Origin of the sequence: Pseudomonas sp. MBLB4136 (assembly GCF_051904765.1) — a bacterium.
GTDB lineage: Bacteria > Pseudomonadota > Gammaproteobacteria > Pseudomonadales > Pseudomonadaceae > Aquipseudomonas.
The window spans coordinates 2,633,774-2,649,980 of sequence record NZ_CP196713.1; the positions used below are offsets into that span (position 1 = coordinate 2,633,774).

The window sequence follows — 16,207 nt, forward strand, 5'->3', positions numbered from 1 at the left end:
CGGCCGACCTGGTAGGGCAAGGGCCCGAAGGACGCTTAGTTGACGGCGTCTTTCAGAGCCTTGCCAGCTTTGAAACCTGGGATCTTAGCGGCGGCGATGCTGATCGGCTTGCCGGTCTGCGGGTTGCGACCGGTGCGAGCGGCGCGTTCTTTGACTGCGAAGGTGCCGAAACCAACCAGTACAACGGAGTCGCCAGCCTTGAGAGCGCCGGTGACGGATTCAATCACTGCATCCAGCGCACGGCCGGCAACAGCTTTCGGGATATCAGCAGATGCAGCGATGGCATCGATCAGTTCCGACTTGTTCACTCTTAAGTCCCCTTAATTTCTGTTGAGTTTGTTTCTTGATTTTTAGTGTAAGCAAAGCGGGTGCTGGGTGGCGTGCCGACACAATAAGAGCCGCTTTATAACAAGGGCCCTAAAATTGTGTCAAGGAAGCCCCCCGGCTAATGCGTGCTGATTCGCTCCTTGGAGTCAGAATCGCGCTTCTCATCCTTTGCAACCAGCTCGGGAGCCGCATCGGGCAAGGGCTCCGGGGCGTATTGCAGCGCAATTTGCAGGACTTCGTCAATCCATTTAACCGGCTTAATCTGCAGGTCCTGCTTTATATTTTCCGGAATCTCTTTCAAGTCCCGCACATTTTCTTCGGGAATGATCACAGTTTTGATTCCACCCCGGTGCGCCGCCAGCAACTTTTCCTTTAGGCCGCCAATAGCGAGGACCTGACCGCGCAGGGTAATTTCGCCGGTCATGGCCACATCTGCGCGCACCGGGATCTGGGTCAGCGCCGAGACCAGCGCGGTGCACATGCCCACACCTGCGCTGGGGCCGTCCTTGGGCGTGGCACCTTCCGGCATGTGGATATGGATGTCCCGCTTCTCGTAGAAGTCCAGGGCCACGCCCAGGCTCTTGGCCCGACTACGCACCACGGTCTGCGCGGCGGTAATCGATTCCACCATCACATCGCCCAGCGAGCCGGTCTTGATCAGCTGGCCCTTGCCGGGCACCACCGCCGCCTCGATGGTCAGCAGCTCCCCCCCCACCTGGGTCCAGGCCAGCCCGGTCACCTGACCGATCTGATCCTCCTGCTCGGCCAGGCCATAGCGATGCTTGCGCACCCCGAGGAAGTGCTCCAGCGACTCGGCCGTGACCACGACCTCGAAGCGCTTCTCGCGTGCATGCTCCTTCACGGCCCGACGGCAGACCTTGGCGATCTGTCGCTCAAGGCTGCGCACACCCGCCTCGCGGGTGTAGTAACGAATGATGTCGCGGATCGCCGCCTCCTCGAACGCCAGCTCGCCCTTCTTCAGGCCATTGGCCTGGATCTGCTTCGGCGCCAGGTACTTTATGGCGATATTGACCTTCTCGTCCTCGGTATACCCGGGCAGGCGAATCACCTCCATGCGGTCCAGCAGGGGCGCCGGGATGTTCATGGAGTTGGCGGTGCAGAGGAACATCACATCGGAGAGATCGTAATCGACCTCCAGGTAATGGTCGTTGAAATTGTGGTTCTGCTCCGGATCGAGCACCTCGAGCAGGGCCGAGGCAGGGTCGCCGCGCATGTCCTGGCCCATCTTGTCGATCTCGTCGAGCAGGAACAATGGATTGCGCACGCCCACCTTGGTCATCTTCTGGATCAGTCGCCCCGGCATCGAGCCGATATAGGTGCGGCGGTGACCGCGGATCTCCGCCTCGTCGCGCACGCCACCCAGGGCCATGCGCACGAACTTGCGGTTGGTCGAATGGGCAATGGACTCGGCCAGGGAAGTCTTGCCCACCCCCGGCGGCCCGACCAGGCAGAGCACCGGCCCCTTGATCTTCTTCACCCGCTTCTGCACGGCGAGGTACTCGAGAATGCGCTCCTTGACCTCTTCCAATCCGTAATGGTCGGCATTGAGAATGGCCTCGGCCCGCGCCAGGTCCAGACGCACCTTGCTATGCGCCTTCCACGGCACATTCACCAGCCAGTCGATATACGAACGCACCACGGTGGCTTCGGCCGACATCGGCGACATCTGCTTGAGCTTGTTCAGCTCGGTCTGGGCCTTGTCGTAGGCCTCCTTGGTCAACCCGGCATTCTCGATGCGCTTCTTCAGCTCATCCAGCTCGCTGTGGCCTTCGTCGATGTCGCCAAGCTCCTTCTGAATGGCCTTCATCTGCTCATTCAGGTAGTACTCGCGCTGACTGCGCTCCATCTGCTTCTTCACCCGGCCGCGAATGCGCTTCTCCACCTGCAGCAGGTCGATCTCCGCATCCAGCAGGGCCAGCACGTGCTCGACCCGCGCGGACAGGTCGGTGATCTCCAGGATTTCCTGCTTCTGCTCGATCTTCAGCGCCATGTGCGCCGCCATGGTGTCGACCAGGCGACTGGGCTCGTCGATGCTGTTGAGCGACGACAGCACCTCGGCCGGGACCTTCTTGCCGAGCTGCACATACTGCTCGAACTGGCTGAGCAGGCTGCGCACGAAGACCTCGGACTCGCGCTCGGCGGCCTCCACCTCGTCGAGCAGCTGCACTTCGGCGCGGCAATGGCCATCAGCCTCGATGAAGCGCTCGATCTCGCCGCGCTGCTCGCCTTCGACCAGCACTTTGACCGTGCCATCCGGCAGCTTCAACAACTGCAGCACCGTCGCGACGGTGCCAACCCGGTAGAGCTCTTCCTCAGCCGGATCATCATCCGCGGGGTTCTTCTGGGCAAGCAGCAGGATCTGCTTCTCCCCGGTCATCGCCGCCTCGAGGGCTTCGATGGATTTCTCGCGCCCGACGAAAAGCGGGATCACCATGTGCGGATAGACCACGACATCGCGCAGCGGCAGGAGAGGCAATTCGATGGTTGTCTTCATGATTTCGGCTCTACGGCGGCCATACGGCCGTAAACAGTTGGGATTACCCTTGGCCCTAAGATGGGGGTAGCCCCAGCAAAAAACAAGCGTTAGCACCGGAAATGCAAAGGGGCCCGCAGGCCCCTTTGCATTCAGGATGAAACGATCACGCGTCAGGCGCAGCCTTAGCAGGTGGCTCGCTGTTTTCGTAGATCAGCAGCGGCTTGGACGAACCGTCGATGACGCTTTCGTCGATCACCACCTTGCTGACCTCCGACTGCGAAGGGATCTCGTACATGGTGTCGAGCAGGATTCCTTCGAGAATCGAGCGCAGGCCACGGGCACCGGTCTTGCGCTCCAGCGCCTTGTGCGAGACCGCTTTCAGAGCGTCTGGACGGAACTCCAACTCGACCCCTTCCATCTCGAACAGCTTGGCGTACTGCTTGGTCAGAGCGTTCTTAGGCTCGGTCAGGATCTGCATGAGCGCCGCCTCGTCCAACTCTTCCAGAGTCGCGATGACCGGAAGACGGCCGACGAACTCGGGAATCAGACCGAACTTCACCAGATCATCGGGCTCTACCTCGCGCAGCGACTCGCCAACCTTCTTACCCAGATCCTTACTGCGCACCTCGGCATTGAAGCCGATGCCGCCCTTGGTCGAGCGCCCCTGGATGACCTTCTCGAGGCCAGAGAAGGCACCGCCACAGATGAACAGGATGTTGCGCGTATCGACCTGCAGGAACTCCTGCTGCGGATGCTTGCGCCCCCCCTGCGGAGGCACCGAAGCGACCGTGCCTTCGATCAGCTTCAACAGGGCCTGCTGCACGCCCTCACCGGAAACATCGCGGGTGATCGAGGGGTTGTCGGACTTGCGCGAGATCTTATCGATCTCGTCGATGTATACGATGCCCATCTGGGCCTTCTCTACATCATAGTCACACTTCTGCAGCAGCTTCTGGATGATGTTCTCGACATCTTCCCCGACATAACCCGCCTCGGTGAGGGTGGTGGCATCGGCGATGGTGAATGGGACATTGAGCAGGCGTGCCAGGGTCTCGGCAAGCAGGGTCTTACCCGAGCCGGTGGGACCGATCAGCAGGATGTTGCTCTTGCCCAGCTCGACGTCATCCTTCTTGTCACGCTGGTTGAGCCGCTTGTAGTGGTTGTACACCGCCACCGACAAGACCTTCTTCGCACGCTCCTGACCGATCACATACTGATCCAGGATGGTGCTGATCTCCTTGGGCGCAGGCAGCTTGTGCGCGCTGCTCTCGGCCTGGGCTTCCTGCACCTCCTCGCGGATGATGTCGTTGCACAGGTCGACGCACTCGTCGCAGATAAAGACCGAGGGGCCGGCAATCAATTTGCGCACTTCGTGCTGGCTCTTGCCGCAGAAGGAGCAATAAAGCAGCTTGCCGTTGTCCTCGCCGTTGCGGGTATCAGTCATTCGATCAATCCAATACGGTAGGCTTGAAACACAAGATGAAGGCAAATGCGGGCGTTTTCAAGCCCGCGCAGCGGCCGGGATGCCCAGCCGCCTGGTTAAGCCGCTTAGCCCGCCAATTGACGCTTGCTCAGCACCTGATCGATCAGGCGATACTTCACCGCGTCTTCACCACTCATGAAATTGTCACGATCGGTGTCGCGGGCGATCACCTCGATCGGCTGGCCGGTGTGATCTGCAAGAATCTTATTCAGGCGCTCGCGAATGGTCAGGATCTCACGGGCATGGATCTCGATGTCCGAGGCCTGACCCTGGAACCCGCCCAACGGCTGATGAATCATCATCCGCGAGTGCGGCAGGCAATAGCGCTTGCCCGCTGCGCCACCAGCCAGCAGCAGCGCACCCATGCTGCAGGCCTGACCGATGCAGATAGTGGAAACGTCGGGCTTGATGAATTGCATGGTGTCGTAGATCGACATCCCTGCGGTCACCGAGCCACCCGGGGAGTTGATATACAGGTGGATATCCTTGTCCGGGTTCTCAGCCTCGAGGAACAGCAGCTGAGCGGCAACCAGGTTTGCCATGTAGTCTTCGACCGGACCAATCAGGAAGATCACCCGCTCCTTGAGCAGGCGCGAATAGATGTCGTAGGCGCGCTCACCGCGAGCCGACTGCTCGATCACCATCGGCACCAGGCCGCCGGCGGCTTGAATATCTGGCATGTGTTGCATAAAAGGATTGCGGGACATGTCTTGCACTCGCTCCCTAAATAGTCATGTCACAAATACGCATAAGCCAGCGCGGAGGCTGGCTTATGGCGTGTTCGAACGAGGTAAAGAATCAGTCGGCTTTGGGCGCTTCCGCCGGCTTGACAGCTTCTTCGTAAGAGACCGCTTTATCGGTCACGTTGGCCTTCTGCAAAACAGTATCTACAACTTGCTCTTCCAGCACAACCGAACGCACTTCGTTCATCTGCTGGTCGTTCTTGTAGTACCAGGCCACAACCTGCTCGGGCTCCTGATAAGCCGAAGCCATCTCCTGAATCAGCTCACGCACGCGGTCTTCGTCCGGCTTCAGCTCGAACTGCTTGACCACCTCGGCGACGATCAGCCCCAGCACCACACGGCGCTTGGCCTGCTCTTCGAACAGCTCGGCCGGCAGCTGCTCCGGCTTGATGTTGCCACCGAATTGCTGGACGGCCTGAACGCGCAGACGGTTGACCTCGTTACCCAGCAGCGCCTTCGGCACCTCGATCGGATTGGCGGCCAGCAGACCGTCCATGACCTGGTTTTTCACCTTGGACTTGATGGCCTGACGCAGCTCGCGCTCCATGTTCTTGCGAACTTCGGCGCGGAAGCCTTCAAGGCCACCGTCCTTCACGCCGAACTGCGCGAAGAACTCCTCGTTCAGCTCGGGCAGCTGCGGCGCGGACACGCTGTTCACCGTCACGGTGAACTCAGCCACTTTGCCGGCCAGATCGAGGTTCTGGTAATCCTCGGGGAAGGTCGGATTGATCACACGCTCTTCACCAGCCTTGGCACCAATCAGGGCGTCCTCGAAGCCGGGGATCATGCGGCCGGAGCCGAGCACCAGCTGAGTGGCCTTGGCGGAACCGCCGGCGAAGGCTTCGCCTTCGATCTTGCCGACGAAGTCGATGTTCAGCTGGTCGCCGTTTTCAGCGGCGCGCTCGACGACTTCGAAGCGGGTGTTCTGCTTGCGCAGGATGTCCAGCATGTTGTCCAGATCGGCATCAGCCACTTCGGCCTGCAGACGCTCGACGGCGATCGACTCGAAACCCTGAACCTCGAACTCCGGGAACACCTCGAAGGTGGCCACGTACTCCAGGTCCTTGCCCTTTTCGAAGGTCTTCGGCTCAACGGCCGGCGCGCCGGCCGGGTTCAGCTTCTGCTCGACAACCGCTTCGTAGAAGGTTTCCTGGATCAGGTCACCCAGGGCTTCCTGACGCGCCGAGGCTTCATAGCGCTGACGGATCACGCTCATCGGCACTTTGCCGGGGCGGAAGCCAGGAACCTTGGCACGACGGGCAGTCTGCTGCAGACGCTTGTTGACTTCAGTCTCGATGCGCTCGACGGGAACGCCGACGGTCATGCGGCGCTCAAGAGCAGAAGTGCTTTCAACAGAAACTTGCATGGATATTCCTCGTTGCACAGACATAAGCCGGCCGTTTCCGGCCCCAGATCAAGGGCATGCATTCTAGAGGGTCAATTTACAGAAGTCACCCTAGATGCAGGCGGCAATCGGGAGGGAAAGAAGATGGTGCGGACGGAGAGACTCGAACTCTCACACCTTGCGGCGCCAGAACCTAAATCTGGTGTGTCTACCAATTTCACCACGTCCGCGTGGTCAGACTATAAAACAAAAACGCCAGGCTTTTGGCCTGGCGTTCTGGAATATGGGGTGGACGATGGGAATCGAACCCACGACACCAGGAGCCACAATCCTGTGCTCTACCAACTGAGCTACGCCCACCATATTACTTTTGCTTGTGCCAAAGCTGCCAAATGGCACGCCCGGCAGGACTCGAACCTGCGACCATCCGCTTAGAAGGCGGATGCTCTATCCAGCTGAGCTACGGGCGCCTATCCATCTGCAAGCGCAGACTTAAAGCTTTCGGCTTCGGCGGCAATCTTTCGACCGCTGCCTTTGCCGTCTTACCCAGCGACTGGCTGTGCTCGACAAGCGGGGCGCATGTTATAGAGGCGACCATGGGTCGTCAACACTAAAATCAAAAAAATTCAGCGAGATAAAGGGGTTACGCGAAATTCCTGGGCTGGCGCCTTTGCCGTACCGTTTCGCCATGCGAGAATGCGCGTCCTTTTTCAATCCTTTGCAATGGTTAACCAAGCGCAATGACCGCACAATTGATCGATGGCAAAGCGATCGCCGCCAGCCTCCGCTTGCAGATCGCCCAACGTGTCGCCGAGCGACGCCAACAGGGCCTGCGGGCTCCCGGCCTCGCGGTGATCCTGGTCGGCAGCGACCCGGCCTCCCAGGTCTATGTCTCGCACAAGCGCAAAGACTGTGAAGAAGTGGGCTTCCTTTCCCAGGCTTATGATCTGCCGGCCAGTACCAGCCAGGCCGAGCTCCTGGCCCTGATCGACCGGCTGAACGAAGACCCGAGCATCGACGGCATCCTGGTACAGCTGCCGCTGCCGGAACACCTCGACGCCTCCTTGCTGCTGGAGCGTATTCGCCCCGACAAGGACGTGGATGGCTTCCACCCCTACAACATTGGTCGCCTGGCCCAGCGCATGCCGCTGCTACGCCCCTGCACGCCCAAGGGCATCATGACCCTGCTGGAAAGCACCGGCGTCGACCTCTATGGCCTGCACGCAGTGGTCGTCGGCGCCTCCAATATCGTCGGCCGACCGATGGCCATGGAGCTGCTGCTCGGTGGCTGCACCGTCACCATCACCCATCGTTTCACCAAGGACCTGGCAGCCCATGTGGCGCAGGCCGACATCGTCGTGGTCGCGGCTGGCAAGCCCGGGCTGGTGAAGGGTGAATGGATCAAGCCGGGCGCCATCGTCATCGACGTCGGCATCAACCGCCAGGACGACGGCAAGCTGATCGGCGACGTGGTCTACGAGACCGCCCTGCCCCGCGCCGGCTGGATAACCCCGGTTCCGGGGGGCGTCGGCCCCATGACCCGCGCCGGCCTGCTGGAGAACACCCTGCACGCGGCGGAACACCTGCACGACTGAGCGCGAAGCAGCAAGAAAAACGGCACCCTAGGGTGCCGTTTTTTATTGCCTGGCTAGACCTTAGCCACGACCTTGCTCCCAGGACTTCAGCAGCTCGTCGTAGTTGATGGTCTCGCCCTTGGGCTTCTCGTTTGCCAGCTTCGGCTTCGGCGCCCCCGGCTGGTCCAGCCAGTACTGCGGGTCACGCGCTTCGTTCAGCTTCGGCCCACACTCGCCCAGCACCCCGGAACGCTCCAGGCGCCCGAGCATGGTGTCCTGCGCGGCGGCGAGGCCGTCCAGGGCCTGCTGCGGCGTCTTGTCGCCACTGGCCGCTTCGGCGATGAACTGCCACCACAACTGCGCCAGGCGCGGGTAGTCCGGTACGTTGGTGCCGGTCGGCGTCCACTGCACCCGTGCCGGGCTGCGATAGAACTCGACCAGCCCGCCCAGCTTGGGTGCCACGTCGGTCATGGCCTGGGACTGGATGTCCGACTCGCGGATCGGCGTCAGGCCGACCAGGGTCTTCTTCAGCGACACGGTCTTGGAGGTGACGAACTGGGCGTACAGCCAGGCCGCCAGGCGCTGCTTCTCCGGCGTCGACTTGAGGAAGGTCCAGGAACCGGCGTCCTGGTAGCCGAGCTTCATGCCCTCTTCCCAGTACGGCCCCTTGGGCGATGGCGCCATGCGCCACTTCGGCGTGCCGTCCTCGTTGACCACCGGCAGGCCGGCCTTGGTCATGTCCGCGGTGAAGGCGGTGTACCAGAAGATCTGCTGGGCAATGCTGCCCTGCGCCGGTACCGGGCCGGCCTCGGAGAAGGTCATGCCCTGAGCTTCAGGCGGTGCGTACTGGCGCATCCAATCGACGTACTTGGTGGTCGCATATACCGCGGCCGGGCCGTTGGTGTCGCCACCACGGGCGACGCTGGAGCCGACCGGACGGCAACCGTCGACCCGGATGCCCCACTCGTCCACCGGCAGGCCGTTGGGCAAGCCCTTGTCGCCACCACCGGCCATGGAGAACCAGGCATCGGTGAAGCGCCAGCCCAGGGACGGGTCCTTCTTGCCGTAGTCCATGTGGCCATAGACGCGCTGGCCGTCGATTTCCTTGACGTGCACCGAGAAAAACTCGGCGATGTCCTCGTAGGCCGACCAGTTGACCGGCACACCCAGCTCGTAGCCGTAGATTTCCTTGAACTTGGCCTTCAGCTCCGGACGCTCGAACCAGTCGGCGCGGAACCAGTAGAGGTTGGCGAACTGCTGGTCGGGCAGCTGATAGAGCTTGCCATCGGGCCCGGTGGTGAAGGAGGTGCCGATGAAGTCCGGCAGGTCCAGGGTCGGCAAGGTGTAGTCCTTGCCCTCGCCGGCCATCATGTCGCTGATCGCCACCGCCTTGCCGTACCGGAAGTGGGTACCGATCAGGTCGGAGTCGTTGATGTAACCGTCGTAGATGTTCTTGTCGGACTGCATCTGGGTCTGCAGCTTCTCGACCACATCACCTTCCTGCATCAGGTCATGCTTGAGCTGGATGCCGGTGATCTCGCTGAACGCCTTGGCCAGGACCTTGGACTCGTACTCATGGGTGGCGATGGTTTCCGAGGCGACGCTGATGCTCATGCCGCGAAACGGCTCGGCCGCCTTGATGAACCACTGCAGCTCGGCCAGCTGCTGTTCCGGGGTCAGGGTCGAGGGATTGAACTCCTCGGCTATCCACTTCTTCGCCGCCTCTTCGTAGGCATCCGCCCAGGCCGCACCACTGAGCCCGGACAACGCCAGCAGGGCGGCCAGCGCCATGCTACGTCGAGTTTTGTTGTTATTTTCGAACATAGAGACCTCCATCTCAGGTTTTATAAGAGGCGACACGACTGCCACGCGACAACGCCGGACGGCGCTGGACGCCTGCAGCACACATCAACCCCAACGCATCACTGCAAACAGCCACAGCAAAGACAGCAACGAGGCTATCCAGACGCTCCAGTCGGTCGCGCCAACCACCAGCAAGTGCAGGTAGGCACTACCAAGCAGACCGATGAACAGCCGATCACCACGGGTCGTGCTGATCGGCAGAAACCCTCTGCGCTCGACGCAGGGCGAGCGTATTTCCCAGACCGTCATGCCCGCCAGCAGCACGGCGATCGCGCCGAAGAACAGGCCGGTCGGCAACGTCCACGCCATCCAATCCATATGCCTTCTCCTTAAACCCGACCGAGGGCGAAGCCCTTGGCCACGTGGTTGCGAACGAACCAGATCACCAGCATCCCCGGCAGGATGGTCAACACCCCGGCGGCGGCCAGCACCCCCCAGTCGATACCGGAGGCCGATACCGTGCGGGTCATCACCGCGACGATGGGCTTGGCGTCCACCGAGGTCAGGGTGCGCGCCAACAGCAGCTCGACCCAGGAGAACATGAAGCAGAAGAACGCGGTGACGCCGATGCCCGAGCCGATCAGCGGAATGAAGATCTTCACGAAGAACTTCGGAAAACTGTAGCCGTCGATATAGGCCGTCTCGTCGATCTCCTTCGGCACCCCGGACATGAAGCCTTCGAGAATCCACACCGCCAACGGCACGTTGAACAGGCAATGGGCCAGGGCCACGGCGATATGGGTGTCGAACAGGCCGATCGAGGAATACAGCTGGAAGAACGGCAGCAGAAACACCGCCGGCGGCGCCATGCGGTTGGTCAGCAGCCAGAAGAACAGGTGCTTGTCGCCGAGGAAGCGGTAGCGCGAGAAGGCATAGGCCGCCGGCAGCGCCACGCTGAGGGAGATCAGGGTGTTGAGGGTGACGTAGTACAGCGAGTTGAGATAGCCCTCGTACCAGCTCGGGTCGGTGAAGATCACCCGGTAGTTGTCCAGGGTGAAACCGTGCGGCCACAGGCTCAGGCCGCCGAGGATCTCGGTATTGCTCTTGAACGACATGTTCAGCAGCCAGTAGATCGGCACCAGCAGGAACAGCAGGTAGCACAGCAGCACCACGCGTTTACGCTTAGTCATGGTCGGCCTCAGCGGTTTTTGTCGTCGTGGGTCATGGCGGTATAGAACAGCCAGGACACCAGCAGGATGATCAGGAAATAGACCAGGGAGAATGCCGCAGCCGGTCCCAGGTCGAACTGGCCGACCGCCATCTGGGTCAGGGTCTGACTGAGGAAGGTGGTGGCGTTGCCCGGCCCGCCGCCGGTGAGCACGAAGGGCTCGGTGTAGATCATGAAGCTGTCCATGAAGCGCAGCATCACGGCGATCAGCAGCACGCTCTTGAGCTTCGGCAGCTGGATATGGCGAAACACCGCCCAGGCCGAGGCGCGGTCGATGCGCGCCGCCTGGTAATACACGTCGGGAATCGCCCGCAGGCCGGAGTAGCAGAGCAGCGCCACCAGGGAAGTCCAGTGCCAGACGTCCATGATCAGCACCGTGACCCAGGCGTCCGCGGTGTTGGAGGCGTAGTTGTAGTCCACCCCCAGCTCGTTGAGGCTCCAGCCGAGCAGGCCGATGTCGGCGCGGCCGAAGATCTGCCAGATGGTGCCGACCACGTTCCACGGGATCAGCAACGGAATGGCCATCAGAATCAGGCACAGCGAGGCCCAGCGCCCCTTGGTCGGCATGGTCAGGGCGATGCCTATCCCCAAGGGGATTTCGATCAGCAGCACGCAGCCCGAGTAGATGAACTGGCGCAGCAGCGAGTCGTGCAGGCGGGTGTCCTGCAGCACCTGACGGAACCAGTCGACGCCGACGAAGTAGCGGCTGGACTGATCGAAGATGTCCTGCACCGAGTAGTTGACCACGGTCATCATCGGCACGATGGCGCTGAACGCCACCAGCAGGAACACCGGCAGCACCAGCCACCAGGCCTTGTTGTTATGCACCTTGTTCATGGCGCCACCTCCAGCTGGCCTTCATCGACCAGATAGTCGTCGGCGTAGAGCATCAGCCACTGCGCCGGAAAGCTGATATAGGCCTGTTTCTGCGGCACCTGCTGATCCTCCTGCAGGCGCACCTTGATCGGCTGGCCGTCCAGTTGCAGGCTGAGGATCTTGTAGGTCCCCAGGTCCTCGACATGCAGCACCTCGGCGCGCAGGGCGCCCTCGTAGGGGCCGTCCCAGACATGCACGAACTCGGGGCGGATGCCGACCTTGAGGCTCTTCCAGGTCATCCCGGCCAGTCGACGGGTCAGCGCCGCGCTGAGCGGCAGCTGGGTATCGGCGAAGCGCACACCGCCCTCGCAGGGGCTGACCTCGATCAGGTTCATCCCCGGGCTGCCGATGAAGTAACCGACGAAGGTGTGGCTGGGGCGCTCGAACAGCTCTCGCGGCGTGCCGAACTGGACGATCTGGCCGCCGTACATCACCGCGATCTTGTCGGCGAAGGTGGAAGCCTCCAGCTGGTCGTGGGTGACGTAGACCATGGTGATGTTGAACTGCTCGTGGATCTGCTTGAGCTTGCGCCGCAGCTTCCACTTCAGGTGCGGGTCGATGACCGTCAACGGCTCGTCGAAGAGGATCGCCGAGACGTCGTCGCGCACCAGGCCGCGGCCCATGGAGACCTTCTGCTTCTCGTCGGCGGTCAGGTTGCGCGCCTTCTTGTGCAACAGCGGGTGCAGCTCCAGCACCTCGGCGATCTCATGCACCTTGCTCATCACCTGAGGCTCGGCCATGCCCTGGTTGCGCAGGGGAAACGCCAGGTTGTCGAACACCGTCATGGTGTCGTAGACCACCGGAAACTGGAAAACCTGGGCGATGTTGCGCTGCTCCGGGGGCAGTTCGTTGACCGCCTTGGCGTCGAACAGCACCTCGCCGTGGGACGGCTTGAGCAGCCCGGAGATGATATTGAGCAGGGTCGACTTGCCGCAGCCCGAAGGCCCCAGCAAGGCGTAGGCACCGCCCTGCTCCCACACGTGGTTCATCTCGCGGATGGCGTAGTCTTGCGCGCCGGAAGGCTCGTGACTGTAACTGTGCGCCAGGTTCTTCAAACGTATCTCGGCCATCAGGCACTCCTCCCTGTGCGCCGGGTGGGCGCCTGAACCAACTGCCCTTGGGCATCGAAGACGAACAGTTTGTGCGTGGGAATGTAGATGAGGATCGGCGCGTCCACGTCGTACTCATGGACGCCCGGCAGGTGCAGGACCAGGACGAACTGCTCGTTGCGCACGTGCAGGAAGGTTTCCGACCCGCTGATCTCCGCCAACTCGACGGTCACCGCCAGTTCCAGGTCATCGTCGTTGGACGGCACCAGGCCGATATGGCTGGGGCGCACGCCGAAGCGATAGTCGCCCACGGCGATGTCCTTGAGGTCCGGGTTCAACGGGAAATGCACGGCGTCGGCGAAGCTCACCTCGGTTTCGCTGATGCGCCCGGGCATGAGGTTGATCGCCGGCTCGGAGAACAGCTCGGCGGCCAGCACCTGCTGTGGCCGGTGATAGACCTCCGCCGTGCGGCCGCTCTGCACCACCCGCCCCTCGTGCAGGATGGTGGTGGTGCCGCCCAGGGCCAGGGCCTCATTCGGCTCGGTGGTGGCGTAGATGGCGATGGTGTGGCGCGCCTGGAACAGCTCGCGCATCTCCTGGCGCAGCTCTTCGCGCAGTTTGTAGTCGAGGTTGACCAGCGGCTCGTCGAACAGGATCAGCGAGGCGTCCTTGACCAGGGCGCGGGCCATGGCCGTGCGCTGCTGCTGGCCGCCCGACAGCTCCAGCGGATAGCGCTTGAGCAGCCCGTCGATCCGCAGCATCTGCGCGGTCGCCTGGACCTTGTCGATGATTTCGGTCTCGGCCACGCCGGCCTGGCGCAACGGCGAGGCGATGTTCTCGAACACCGTCAGGGTCGGGTAGTTGATGAACTGCTGATAGACCATCGAGACGTTGCGCTGACGCACCGGCACACCGGTGACGTCCGCACCATTCATCAGGATGCGCCCCTTGTCCGGACGGTCCAGCCCGGCCATCAGGCGCATCAGACTGGTCTTGCCCGCCAGGGTGCGACCCAGCAGGACATTGAAGGAACCGGGTTCGAAGCTCAGGCACGCATCGTCGATATGCACCTGGTTGTCGACGGTACGGCTGACATGTTCCAGCGTAAGCGACATGGCCTGTCCTTTTGTTGTTGTGCCATTTGCGGCATTAAGCCGTTTTCGCTAACAAAGCCAGTTTTGTGCCAGAACCCATAACAACAACTTAAGCTATTGTTTTAATTAGCTCTTTATCAAACAAGAAACAGCCAGGCTATTTGCGACTGAACAGTTCTGAACAGGGTTAAATGAACAAATGAACAATCGCGCTGTTGACATTGAACAGTCATCAACGACACTGGCCACTGCCCGGCACAGACCGGAGTCGATAACGACAAGAACAACAACGGAACACTTGGCATGCCCGATGCGGATTCTTCACTGTCCCATGACAACATCATCCAGGAGTCCTGGTCGCGCTGCCGCGACTTCGGCCTGACACACCAGAGCACGCCCAGCTTCGGCCTGCCGGGCAAGGGCGAAGTCTCGACGCTGCTGGAAAGCCAGCACGCCCTGGTGCAGACCACCCAGCGCGAAGTACTGCCCTATTACGGCGACATCCTCGCCAACTCCAACTGCCTGATCATGCTGGCCGACAACCAGGGCCAGCTGCTGCAGTCCTGGGGCGACCAGCGCTTCGTCGACCCCAGCCTGGCCAGCGGTTTCCGCCCCGGCGCCAGCTGGCTGGAGCGCTTCACCGGCACCAACGCCATCGGCACCGCCCTCAGTTGCGGCCAGGCCGTGCACATCCAGCACGACGAACACTTCCTCAAGGCCAACCGTTTCATGACAGGCTCGGCCTCGCCGATCTTCGACGAGCAGCGGCAGATGATCGCCGTGCTGGATGTCTCCAGCGACAGCTACCTGCCGCCGGCCCACACCCTGGGCATGGTCAAGATGATGAGCCAGTCGGTGGAGAACCGGCTGATCCTCAACCTGTTCAGCGGACGCTATTTCCAGCTGACCTTCAACACCAGCCTGAACAACCTCGACAGTCCCTGGGCGGGGCTGCTGGTCTTCGACGACCAGGGCCAGGTGGTCTCGGCCAACCGCCGCGCCGACAGCCTGCTCGGCGTCGGCCTGGCCCGGGTGAACATCGACAGCCTGTTCGACATTCCTCTTCAGCAGCTGCTCAACCAACCCCAGGCCCAGCCCTTCAAGCTGCGCTCGAGCGGCGGCTTCAGCTTTCACGCGCAGCTCAAGCGCCCCCAGCAACCGGCGCCGATCCAGGCCCGCGACTTCCGCCCCGCCGCCCCGGCCGAGGAGCGCGCCAAGGGCTTTACCCTGGCCTCGATCAACCTCGGCGACCCCCGCGTGGCCAAGGCCGTGCGCCAGGCCGAACGGCTGCTGGAGAAGGACATTCCGATCCTTGTCCACGGCGAGACCGGCGTCGGCAAGGAGGTCTTCGTAAAGGCCCTGCACCAGGCCAGCTCGCGGGCCAACCAGGCATTCATCGCGGTCAACTGTGCGGCCATCCCCGCCGAACTGGTGGAGTCCGAGCTGTTCGGCTACGAGAAGGGCGCATTCACCGGCGCCAACCAGAAAGGCAGCATCGGCCTGATCCGCAAGGCCCATAAGGGCACGCTGTTTCTCGACGAGATCGGCGACATGCCGTTGCGGGTGCAGGCACGCCTGCTGCGCGTGCTGCAGGAGCGTTGCGTGCAGCCGCTGGGCAGCTGCGAGCTGTTTCCGGTGGATATCCGCCTGATCTCCGCCACCAACCGCCCGCTGCGCCAGGACGTCGACAGCGGCCTGTTCCGTCAGGACCTCTACTACCGGATCAACGGCCTGAGCCTGGCACTGCCGCCGCTGCGCGAACGCAGCGACAAGGCAGCGCTGTTCCAGCGCGTCTGGGACTACCACCGCGAACCCCACCAACGGGCGGGCATCAGCCGCGAGGTCGAGGCGCTGTTCCTGCGCCATCCCTGGCCGGGCAACCTGCGCCAGCTCAGCAGCGTGCTGCAGATAGCCCTGGTGATGGCCGACGATGAGCCGATCCGCGCCGAACACCTGCCGGAGGATTTCTTCGACGACCTGCAGCAGGCTCCGGCGGCGGCCGAACCAGCCAGCGCGCCGCAGCCACTCGAGCAGCAGGCGCCCGGCGCTGGCGAAAGCCAGGATCTGCTCGGCCAGTACCAGGCCTGCGGCGGCAATATCTCGCACCTGGCGCGCAACCTGGGCGTAAGCCGCAACACCCTGTACAAGCGGCTGCGCGAGCAGGGGCTGAAAAACTAGGGGAAGGCGC

Annotated in this window: 13 protein-coding genes and 3 tRNA genes; 2 read left to right on the plus strand and 14 right to left on the minus strand. The window is 62.1% G+C overall.

The window, feature by feature from the left end; all coding sequences use genetic code 11:
- Positions 1–35: 35 nt before the first annotated feature.
- The 8 genes from hupB to ACSX1D_RS12025 form a co-directional block, all read right to left on the minus strand.
- The gene (gene hupB / locus ACSX1D_RS11990; RefSeq protein ID WP_003239952.1) at positions 36–308 is read right to left on the minus strand and encodes a nucleoid-associated protein HU-beta; all 273 of its coding nucleotides are present in this window, start codon (positions 306–308) and stop codon (positions 36–38) included.
- Between the two features lie 137 nt (positions 309–445).
- Positions 446–2,842 (minus strand): endopeptidase La, encoded by a 2,397-nt coding sequence (lon, locus tag ACSX1D_RS11995; protein WP_439858731.1) that lies wholly within the window; start codon positions 2,840–2,842, stop codon positions 446–448.
- A 145-nt stretch (positions 2,843–2,987) separates the two neighbouring features.
- Positions 2,988–4,268: an ATP-dependent Clp protease ATP-binding subunit ClpX gene (clpX, locus tag ACSX1D_RS12000; RefSeq protein WP_208707017.1), complete on the minus strand. Its 1,281-nt coding sequence runs from the start codon at positions 4,266–4,268 to the stop codon at positions 2,988–2,990.
- Positions 4,269–4,372: 104 nt separating this feature from the next.
- Positions 4,373–5,014 (minus strand): ATP-dependent Clp endopeptidase proteolytic subunit ClpP, encoded by a 642-nt coding sequence (gene clpP, locus ACSX1D_RS12005; protein ID WP_208707018.1) that lies wholly within the window; start codon positions 5,012–5,014, stop codon positions 4,373–4,375.
- A gap of 91 nt (positions 5,015–5,105) precedes the next feature.
- Positions 5,106–6,416: a trigger factor gene (gene tig / locus ACSX1D_RS12010; protein WP_439858732.1), complete on the minus strand. Its 1,311-nt coding sequence runs from the start codon at positions 6,414–6,416 to the stop codon at positions 5,106–5,108.
- A 124-nt stretch (positions 6,417–6,540) separates the two neighbouring features.
- A tRNA-Leu gene (locus ACSX1D_RS12015) sits at positions 6,541–6,625 on the minus strand.
- A 54-nt stretch (positions 6,626–6,679) separates the two neighbouring features.
- A tRNA-His gene (locus tag ACSX1D_RS12020) sits at positions 6,680–6,755 on the minus strand.
- Between the two features lie 33 nt (positions 6,756–6,788).
- Positions 6,789–6,865, minus strand: a tRNA-Arg gene (locus tag ACSX1D_RS12025).
- A 270-nt stretch (positions 6,866–7,135) separates the two neighbouring features.
- Here ACSX1D_RS12025 and folD point away from each other — a divergent pair.
- The gene (folD, locus tag ACSX1D_RS12030; protein ID WP_208707020.1) at positions 7,136–7,990 is read left to right on the plus strand and encodes a bifunctional methylenetetrahydrofolate dehydrogenase/methenyltetrahydrofolate cyclohydrolase FolD; all 855 of its coding nucleotides are present in this window, start codon (positions 7,136–7,138) and stop codon (positions 7,988–7,990) included.
- A 60-nt stretch (positions 7,991–8,050) separates the two neighbouring features.
- Here folD and ACSX1D_RS12035 read toward each other — a convergent pair whose 3' ends face one another.
- The 6 genes from ACSX1D_RS12035 to ACSX1D_RS12060 all read right to left on the minus strand — a co-directional run bounded on the left by ACSX1D_RS12035 (position 8,051) and on the right by ACSX1D_RS12060 (position 14,040).
- Positions 8,051–9,793 (minus strand): ABC transporter substrate-binding protein, encoded by a 1,743-nt coding sequence (locus tag ACSX1D_RS12035; protein WP_439858733.1) that lies wholly within the window; start codon positions 9,791–9,793, stop codon positions 8,051–8,053.
- A gap of 84 nt (positions 9,794–9,877) precedes the next feature.
- On the minus strand, positions 9,878–10,150 hold the full coding sequence (locus tag ACSX1D_RS12040) for a DUF2160 domain-containing protein (RefSeq protein ID WP_439858734.1): 273 nt from the start codon (positions 10,148–10,150) through the stop codon (positions 9,878–9,880).
- Between the two features lie 11 nt (positions 10,151–10,161).
- Positions 10,162–10,962 (minus strand): carbohydrate ABC transporter permease, encoded by an 801-nt coding sequence (locus ACSX1D_RS12045; RefSeq protein WP_439858735.1) that lies wholly within the window; start codon positions 10,960–10,962, stop codon positions 10,162–10,164.
- Between the two features lie 8 nt (positions 10,963–10,970).
- The gene (locus tag ACSX1D_RS12050; protein WP_439858736.1) at positions 10,971–11,837 is read right to left on the minus strand and encodes a carbohydrate ABC transporter permease; all 867 of its coding nucleotides are present in this window, start codon (positions 11,835–11,837) and stop codon (positions 10,971–10,973) included.
- Positions 11,834–12,946: an ABC transporter ATP-binding protein gene (locus ACSX1D_RS12055; protein WP_439858737.1), complete on the minus strand. Its 1,113-nt coding sequence runs from the start codon at positions 12,944–12,946 to the stop codon at positions 11,834–11,836. The genes ACSX1D_RS12050 and ACSX1D_RS12055 overlap by 4 nt, the downstream gene beginning before the upstream one ends.
- Positions 12,946–14,040 (minus strand): ABC transporter ATP-binding protein, encoded by a 1,095-nt coding sequence (locus tag ACSX1D_RS12060; RefSeq protein WP_439858738.1) that lies wholly within the window; start codon positions 14,038–14,040, stop codon positions 12,946–12,948. The genes ACSX1D_RS12055 and ACSX1D_RS12060 overlap by 1 nt, the downstream gene beginning before the upstream one ends.
- A gap of 282 nt (positions 14,041–14,322) precedes the next feature.
- Between ACSX1D_RS12060 and ACSX1D_RS12065 the strand changes: the two genes are divergently transcribed.
- Entirely contained in the window at positions 14,323–16,197 is a 1,875-nt protein-coding gene (locus ACSX1D_RS12065) for a sigma-54-dependent Fis family transcriptional regulator (RefSeq protein ID WP_439858739.1), read from the plus strand.
- The last annotated feature ends 10 nt before the right edge of the window (positions 16,198–16,207 follow it).

What these genes read in the sequence shown, in the direction of transcription:
- lon (WP_439858731.1), bottom strand. Translation starts at nt 2,842, where the DNA reads ATGAAGACAACCATCGAATTGCCTCTCCTGCCGCTGCGCGATGTCGTG.
- clpX (WP_208707017.1), bottom strand. Translation starts at nt 4,268, where the DNA reads ATGACTGATACCCGCAACGGCGAGGACAACGGCAAGCTGCTTTATTGC.
- clpP (WP_208707018.1), bottom strand. Translation starts at nt 5,014, where the DNA reads ATGTCCCGCAATCCTTTTATGCAACACATGCCAGATATTCAAGCCGCC.
- tig (WP_439858732.1), bottom strand. Translation starts at nt 6,416, where the DNA reads ATGCAAGTTTCTGTTGAAAGCACTTCTGCTCTTGAGCGCCGCATGACC.
- folD (WP_208707020.1), top strand. Translation starts at nt 7,136, where the DNA reads ATGACCGCACAATTGATCGATGGCAAAGCGATCGCCGCCAGCCTCCGC.
- ACSX1D_RS12035 (WP_439858733.1), bottom strand. Translation starts at nt 9,793, where the DNA reads ATGTTCGAAAATAACAACAAAACTCGACGTAGCATGGCGCTGGCCGCC.
- ACSX1D_RS12040 (WP_439858734.1), bottom strand. Translation starts at nt 10,150, where the DNA reads ATGGATTGGATGGCGTGGACGTTGCCGACCGGCCTGTTCTTCGGCGCG.
- ACSX1D_RS12045 (WP_439858735.1), bottom strand. Translation starts at nt 10,962, where the DNA reads ATGACTAAGCGTAAACGCGTGGTGCTGCTGTGCTACCTGCTGTTCCTG.
- ACSX1D_RS12050 (WP_439858736.1), bottom strand. Translation starts at nt 11,837, where the DNA reads ATGAACAAGGTGCATAACAACAAGGCCTGGTGGCTGGTGCTGCCGGTG.
- ACSX1D_RS12055 (WP_439858737.1), bottom strand. Translation starts at nt 12,946, where the DNA reads ATGGCCGAGATACGTTTGAAGAACCTGGCGCACAGTTACAGTCACGAG.
- ACSX1D_RS12060 (WP_439858738.1), bottom strand. Translation starts at nt 14,040, where the DNA reads ATGTCGCTTACGCTGGAACATGTCAGCCGTACCGTCGACAACCAGGTG.
- ACSX1D_RS12065 (WP_439858739.1), top strand. Translation starts at nt 14,323, where the DNA reads ATGCCCGATGCGGATTCTTCACTGTCCCATGACAACATCATCCAGGAG.